At 56.1% G+C, this 6,475-nt stretch carries 12 protein-coding genes; 3 read left to right on the top strand and 9 right to left on the bottom strand.

Annotated features, from left to right (window positions below):
- Positions 1–504: 504 nt before the first annotated feature.
- Complete coding sequence (locus ACESMD_RS07170; RefSeq protein ID WP_372611701.1) at positions 505–990, bottom strand: hypothetical protein; 486 nt, start codon at positions 988–990, stop codon at positions 505–507.
- An 849-nt stretch (positions 991–1,839) separates the two neighbouring features.
- On the opposite strand from ACESMD_RS07170, the gene ACESMD_RS07165 reads away from it, so the two are divergent.
- Positions 1,840–2,151: a hypothetical protein gene (locus ACESMD_RS07165; RefSeq protein WP_372611699.1), complete on the top strand. Its 312-nt coding sequence runs from the start codon at positions 1,840–1,842 to the stop codon at positions 2,149–2,151.
- Here the strand turns inward: ACESMD_RS07165 and ACESMD_RS07160 are convergent.
- On the bottom strand, positions 2,146–2,646 hold the full coding sequence (locus tag ACESMD_RS07160; protein ID WP_372611697.1) for a hypothetical protein: 501 nt from the start codon (positions 2,644–2,646) through the stop codon (positions 2,146–2,148). The two genes, ACESMD_RS07165 and ACESMD_RS07160, sit on opposite strands and share 6 nt — an antisense overlap.
- Positions 2,647–2,840: 194 nt before the next feature.
- On the opposite strand from ACESMD_RS07160, the gene ACESMD_RS07155 reads away from it, so the two are divergent.
- Both ACESMD_RS07155 and ACESMD_RS07150 read left to right on the top strand, forming a co-directional pair.
- On the top strand, positions 2,841–3,329 hold the full coding sequence (locus ACESMD_RS07155) for a hypothetical protein (RefSeq protein WP_372611695.1): 489 nt from the start codon (positions 2,841–2,843) through the stop codon (positions 3,327–3,329).
- Between the two features lie 2 nt (positions 3,330–3,331).
- Positions 3,332–3,811, top strand: coding sequence for an ERCC4 domain-containing protein (locus tag ACESMD_RS07150; RefSeq protein WP_372611693.1), 480 nt, complete (start codon positions 3,332–3,334; stop codon positions 3,809–3,811).
- Here ACESMD_RS07150 and ACESMD_RS07145 read toward each other — a convergent pair.
- The 7 genes from ACESMD_RS07145 to ACESMD_RS07115 all read right to left on the bottom strand — a co-directional run bounded on the left by ACESMD_RS07145 (position 3,790) and on the right by ACESMD_RS07115 (position 6,403).
- Entirely contained in the window at positions 3,790–4,170 is a 381-nt protein-coding gene (locus ACESMD_RS07145) for a hypothetical protein (RefSeq protein WP_372611691.1), read from the bottom strand. The two genes, ACESMD_RS07150 and ACESMD_RS07145, sit on opposite strands and share 22 nt — an antisense overlap.
- A gap of 76 nt (positions 4,171–4,246) precedes the next feature.
- Positions 4,247–4,579, bottom strand: a complete 333-nt coding sequence (locus tag ACESMD_RS07140; protein WP_372611689.1) for a hypothetical protein — start codon at positions 4,577–4,579, stop codon at positions 4,247–4,249.
- Positions 4,572–4,865, bottom strand: coding sequence for a hypothetical protein (locus ACESMD_RS07135; RefSeq protein ID WP_372611687.1), 294 nt, complete (start codon positions 4,863–4,865; stop codon positions 4,572–4,574). Before ACESMD_RS07135 ends, ACESMD_RS07140 begins: the two co-directional genes overlap by 8 nt.
- Positions 4,858–4,986, bottom strand: coding sequence for a hypothetical protein (locus ACESMD_RS07130; protein ID WP_372611685.1), 129 nt, complete (start codon positions 4,984–4,986; stop codon positions 4,858–4,860). Before ACESMD_RS07130 ends, ACESMD_RS07135 begins: the two co-directional genes overlap by 8 nt.
- Positions 4,983–5,399, bottom strand: a complete 417-nt coding sequence (locus ACESMD_RS07125; RefSeq protein WP_372611683.1) for a hypothetical protein — start codon at positions 5,397–5,399, stop codon at positions 4,983–4,985. Before ACESMD_RS07125 ends, ACESMD_RS07130 begins: the two co-directional genes overlap by 4 nt.
- Complete coding sequence (locus tag ACESMD_RS07120; RefSeq protein WP_372611681.1) at positions 5,389–5,820, bottom strand: hypothetical protein; 432 nt, start codon at positions 5,818–5,820, stop codon at positions 5,389–5,391. The genes ACESMD_RS07125 and ACESMD_RS07120 overlap by 11 nt, the downstream gene beginning before the upstream one ends.
- 139 nt (positions 5,821–5,959) lie before the next feature.
- Complete coding sequence (locus ACESMD_RS07115; RefSeq protein WP_372611679.1) at positions 5,960–6,403, bottom strand: hypothetical protein; 444 nt, start codon at positions 6,401–6,403, stop codon at positions 5,960–5,962.
- Positions 6,404–6,475: the final 72 nt, after the last annotated feature.

The raw sequence follows: 6,475 nt of genomic DNA, 5'->3' as shown, positions 1-6,475 counted from the left end.
CTCCATCGTTCGATAGGCGCTCCCCGCTGCTGGGGATTGCCTACTCTAACACTCTATGCGTGACACCTTAATCCCTTCGGTAGAAATCGCGGTGACACGTTCGAGTGGTCTGCGGGTGGAGTAGGCCGCAGAAGCCGACTCGGGGATTCGAACCCCGATGGGTGCCAGTGTCGGTTACGGGTGGAGGGTAAACGCGTCAGCAGGAATACGTTCTCTAGACACGAGGGTAGTAACTCGATGAGCCCGGTGTTCAGTACCGTTCTCTAACCACGAGGTGTAGTACCGTTCTCTAACCACGAGGTGTAGTACCGTTCTCTAACCACGAGGGTAGTAACTCGATGAGCCCGGTGTTCAGTACCGTTCTCTAAACCCTTAGTGGTTGAACGGAGGGTTGCTACCGAGGGTATCCCTTAGAGGGTCACCCCCTCCGCGCGCCCGCACGTGGGAATGCTCGCGCGATAGCACGCGCACAAACAACGCGCGCAACATGGCCTGCACCTACATTCAGTCATCGTTCGGGTCGCCGGCCTCATCGGACTCCTGTTCGTCTTCAGGCACGAACTTGCTCTCTTCGCTCGGAGCAGCCAACGCATCCCAGAAGACCATCGTGTTACCGCCGACGACTTCCATCGGGACTTCGGTTCCCTCGATGTCGTGGACGGTATCTGCACCCGTCACGTCCATCAGGCGGTAGAGCAGCGAATCGTCGTCCGAGACGCCGCGCGGCAGGTCGAAGACCAGTGGGCCGGGGTCGGCGTAGTCGCTCGCAGTGACCGGAACGATGACTTTCCAGTCGTCCTGAAAGAAGCCACCGTAGTCTCGGAGTTCTGGTTCACCGAGCGTGGCGATGAAATCACGCTCCGTGATGTCGTTCATCTCGTTGATGGCTGCCTGCACGTCATCTGCTCCGAGGGTTCGTGGTTCATCCTTCGTGAAGAAGGGAGCGGCAAGCGATGCGCCGACGCCGAAAAGGTAGGCTGTAAGGCTCATGGTGTGTGTAGCGTTTCGCAGGTGAGGCTGTCGGCGCGACACTACAACGCGCCGACCAGACGCTCTCGGTGGGAATCGAACCACACCTTCAACCATTGAGAGCTTTCAGCCCGGTTGTAAGCCGGGCTGGTGCATGAGGCACGACCTATGGTAGCGTAGTACCTTGCCATGTGCGACTTGCAGTTAGGAACCCGCCCCTCTTAGGCGGGAGTGGAGGCTGGGGCCTCGAACCCCTTCGTGGAGTCATTGCTCCAATACTTTCGCCAAGCCGGGTACCTCGGCTACCTCCAAGTGAATTGGGGCGGTTTACCACCGCCCCGTGAAAAGCCCTACCGGAACGACGGCGGGACACAACCTATCGAGGGAAGCTCCCTCACGTAATCCGAATACCCGACCGCTCTTAAAGGTAGTGACCTTTGAGAAGGAGTCAGGGGAGGTGGGGGATTCCGACCTCGGGTAAGGGCCGATGAATAGGCGCGCGGGGTGACGCGCTTCATCACTGCCCTCACTATACAATTCGAGGCCAATGACTTAACTCCACCGATTGAAATCATCCGGTGAAATTGTTCTTTGGCGTGTCCTAAAGTCCATTAATCGTTGTTTACTGAGCTTAACTCGCCGAAATTCGAATTTAGGTACGAAACAACTAATGCTGCATGGCGCATTCTTTGCGTCAGGGACATGTGCCCAACCACTGCGGACACAACGAATCACAGCAACGATGAGCGCACGGTGCTTTGCCCCGCGAAGTACCCAGACGGTCGAATCTGCGGGGAAGAGAAGCTCGCTCGCGGCCTTTACCTCCACGTTCTTCGGAAGAGCGATGAGGCACACGGGCCGTAGAACGAGATGCCGGACGGGCTGGAACTCGATGAGGCCGAGACTGCTGGCACGCGCCGAGTCAGTGTCAACTACCCAGAGAGCAGAGCCAGCGAAGACGTGGCGCGACAATGCCCGTACTGCACGCAGGTCTTCAACGGGAAGGAAGGTGTCGCGATTCACTTCGGGCAGTTAGTCGGGCGTCGAAACCATCCGAAGGACCGCGACGAGTTCATCGACCCGGTGGACTGTCCTATCGTGCATCTCGATGAGAACGAGAACATCATTCACGTGGTCGAAGGCGATGCTACGATGCCGTCTACGAAGCGTCGGACTCTATGAGATGCCGTTCGTCTCGTTTTTCCAGAGGCTCCGAAAATACTCCGCAGTATGTTTTGAATCGGGTCCGTGACGTGAGTATTCGCGAAGCTCATCGGCTTTCTCCGCGAGTTCTATCAACCCCGCCTTCGTCTTGTGCTTATCCTCTGCTACTCCAGCGAGGATGTCGCCCATCACGATGCTTGGTTCGTACTTCGTGACGAAATACTCCAGCATCGGGTCGAGGAAGTTCACGATACTATGCGGGTCTGTCACGACGAACTCGTAGGACTCGTCAGCTTCGCGCTCGTCGTCGTTTACCCAGTAGCGCACGTGGTTCTCTTCGCAGTATTCGTCCAGTTTCCCCATCAGCGGGCCGTCCCACGGTGGACGGTGCATGCGAAGCATGGGCTTGTATCGGTAGCCGATTGCGTAGCTCTCTTCCTCTGAGATGTGGACGGTGATTGTACCCGATGCGTCAAAGATGCCAGCGAGGTGTGCTATGTCGGTTGGTTGCATGTCGGTTCGTTCGTTGCTCGGTCTATTGAGTCTTTCGTCTGTCATACCCAAAGATTTAAGTCAATGCGCGTTAATTGTTTAGTGAGGGCAAGCCTACCAGCGAGCCGTGGCTATTCTTCGCGCCTCCCTCCACCGCGATTTCGCTTCTGCTTTCGATAGCTACTGGTTCGCGTCTCTTGTCTTCAGTCCCCTTTATGGTCGAACACGTTAACGAGAAGCAACCTCCCGATGTCCTGACTTCGGACACCGAGAACGCCACCAAAATCGAACCCAAAGACGCACTGCCTCACGAGCGTCAGAAGTTCCGCAAATTCCGTTCGTACAACACGGGAATGTGGAACGGACCACGCCGTGAGAACAAAGAAATGATGTACCGACAGGATAACCTGCATCGGTACGACTCCATCGCCTCCCAACTCGAACTCACGAAGTACCAGAAGCAGCGCGGTCGCTCGATTCTGGACACCGTGAAGCCGTCGGACTTCGGGAAGCCCATCGACCAACTCTTGTTCGCTATCTGCATCATCGTTGCGAATGCCGATGCACGAGGGAAGCGGTACTGGCCGCATCCCAACAAAGGCGACAACGATAAAGCATTCACCAAGCTGGGTGAAGAACTCGGCCTCTCTATCTCCATGCAAATGAGCGCACTCATGAAACTCAAAAGCGAGACGGGGCTGTAATCATGTCGGTGTTTGCCATCCTCGTTGATAACCGAGAGCAGAAGCCGTGGACGTTCGACGGCTACCCCGTCGAGACCCGCAGCGTGACACTCGAAACCGCTGACTACACGCTGGAACGCTTCTGCGACTACGACGAGGAGAACGATACGTACATTCCTGAACTCGGCGTGGAGCGCAAAGCGCCGTCGGACTTCCTCAACTCTATCACTCACGGTCGGGAGCGATTCAAGAGTGAGATTATACGCGCTGAGTACTGGGACGACGAGCTTCAAGTCATCATCGAAGCCCCGTGGTCGAAGTTCCAGAACCGCTACTCCGACGTGCTGAAGTACCGGAAGGTCTACCCCAACCAGATTTCAGGCACAGTCGAAGAGTGGGAGAAGTGGTACAACGTGGTGTTTCAGTTCGCCGATAGTCGGCTCATCGCAGAGCGCGACTGCTTGCGCTACCTGATGACGGCCTACCGCAACGACTCGATGTAGTCGGCGGCCTCATCGAGTTTCGACACGTCCTCGTCGCTCATTTTTACCTGCACCCAGTCGTCTTTCCATACTGTGACTCCGGGTTCTTCGCCCGGTAAGTGACTGTCGTCCCATGTTTGTACCCAGAGGTAGCCACGCTTCACGATGTCCCGAAGCCACGAGACGATAACCCCACAAATTTCAGGGTGCCATCGTTGCTGGAACTTCTCGCCATCGTAGAGCGCGAACATCACGTCCGCCATCTCGTCGTCCAATCCGATGAGGCGGAAGTTCGGAGATACGTCTTCGACCACACGGTCGAGAACGATTGCTGGGCAGTAGTCGTGCAGCGTGAACGTTTCAATACGATACGAAGTCATGGTGCCATGCAGGCTGCGAGGTACGTGTCTTTACATACTGGGCAGTATTCTTCTTCCATGTAGATGTAATCTACTTTCATCGTTCTTCCCTCATTGCGTCCATCTTCATCTCTGCTGCTTCTGCCTTCTTCGCTTCTTCGTAGTCGGCTCGGTTCATCCCTGCGTTGGGACACATGAGATGTTCGATGTCCTCAGAACCGCATGCTGGGCAGACTTCGGTACCCAGTTCTTCGTCCCAGTCGCCGCACTCGAAGTCGCCGTGACCACACTCGTAGCACTCCATCGGATTGTGGCCGCCTTCGGTGTACGTTCCACCGCACTCGATGCACTCTTCTGCTGCCGGCTGGTTGTACGGCGCTCGTGGGTCGTTCTTTGCGCCCGGAGGGTAGTTGCCGCCCCAATCAACCATCGTCTTCCACCTCATCTACCAAGTACGGATTGCTTGTCGGTGCGAGGGTTGCGAGTACAGCGATAGAAAGTGAGGTGTTTTCTCTTCTGCTTATCCCCGCTTCATCGATGTGTTTATCGTAGATTTCCCTGAACCGTTCAGTGCTCAAGTAGTGGTTCTTATACCATTCTTCTGGATAGTCATCTGGGTTTTCTCGCAGGTCGTCGTAGTCCATCGGCGGCACTGCTTCTGCGTACATTTCCCGCACGATGTCATCTCGTAGTTCTCGTAGTTCGTCGTTAGTCATTTTTCTGCTCCTTCAGTCTCTCTTTTTCCTGTGCTATGCGCTCCGCCTCATCGGATAGCTGCTCCATCCGATACTCCGCCCACTTCTCCTCGATTTTCAGCGGTGGGTCTTCGTCGCTCATTCTTGTGTGTAATCTTCGGGGAAGAATCCGATGAGGCGGTCCAGCCGCTCACGCAGTTCATCGAATTTGGAAAACCCGACAGATTGCTCGTCTGCTTTTCCAGCGAGGTGGTTCAGCGCGTCTTCGTCCCCGTCTTTGAGGTAGTCACGAACCGCGTCTTCGTTCTCCATCGTGACAGCCAACGCAATGCCGTCGTAATGGTCGCGGAAGAGGTTCGGTGTCGCCACGATAATCACACGACCGTTGTAACTGAGCACCTTTCGTGCAGTCACGCCGTCGATGCCGTGGTCTTCTTTGAACCGCCGCTTCGCCACGCCAATGCAGGCGTTTATGTTCGTGTCTTGTGGGGGGCGAAGTTCGTACAGTTCGGTCGGTACATCAAGCGGAATCGGTAGTGTGTGTTCAAGCGCCATTGATTAGGTCGGGGTACGTCTCGCGGAGCTTCTTCATCAGCTTCAGCTTCGACAAGTCGGGATTGTTCTTCCGCACCTCTTTCGAAGTGCCGGAGTCGTCCTGCCGTAGCAGGTCCAGACACTCGGTGCAGAGGCCGTTGCTTGCTCCCGGCGTCTCGTTACCACACACCGGGTAGTATTCACACTCCAGCGCCTCATCGTCCGGCTCTGGCTCGTAGTTGTCGTAGGCTTTGTCCATCCAGTAGGACACTTTCGAGGCGCTGATACCGAGGACGTGTGCGATTTCGTACTGATAGTCGTGCTTTTTATCCAGTTTCAGCATGACCTTCGCGTCTTTCCACGGCTCGTCTTTCTTTGCGAAGAATGGATTCGGGGACGGCCCGAGTTCTTCTTCGAGGTTGCGTTCAGACTTCGTAGTCATCGGCGGCGCTCGGGGTTTCAAGCCCAGTGATGTCTCTTCCACTAACGCGGGTCAATAGTTCGTAGACTTGCTCTTCGTTCATGGTTGTGTCCCACTCGCTGTGGGAAGCCGCCGTGGGGTCGTGAACCCCGTGGGAGCGTTACTCCGTGGCGGTTGGTCCGTGGTCGAACTCGTTCAGCGAAGCGACCGGCGCGTCAGTCACCCTCGCTACGAGGTCGCGGACCTCATCGGGACAGTGCCGCGTTGAAAGCCCGTTATCCTGCATGATTTTCAGGCAGCAGGGCTTGCGCTGGGAGTCCACCTGCGGCGGCTCTTTGCCCTCGCCGTAGCGATGCCTGATGTACTCGTACAGCACCATGATGCCATCGACGCCCTGAAACACCCACTTTCGGGAGTACACTTCAGGGTTGTCCGGGTGTTCTTCGATGGTCAGCCAGCGTGGCACCGTTCGGTCGCTTGGCAGTTCAGTGTAGACTGCGTAGTTGTCTACCATCTGAAGGGGCGTACCTGCCATGTCACCGGGAACGTCCCGGCGCTGGTCCGGCGTCGGTCGGATGACTTCGCCGGGGTCAACGTCACTCATCGAACTTCCTCTGGTGACAGATTCAGCTTCCCTATGGCCGGAAGGATATACACGATGAAGATTCTGATTACA

It is taken from the genome of Halomonas sp., from assembly GCF_041689495.1.
Taxonomy (GTDB): domain Bacteria; phylum Pseudomonadota; class Gammaproteobacteria; order Pseudomonadales; family Halomonadaceae; genus Halomonas.
Note: the sequence above shows the minus strand (reverse complement) of the source record. Positions and strands in the feature narration are given on the sequence as shown.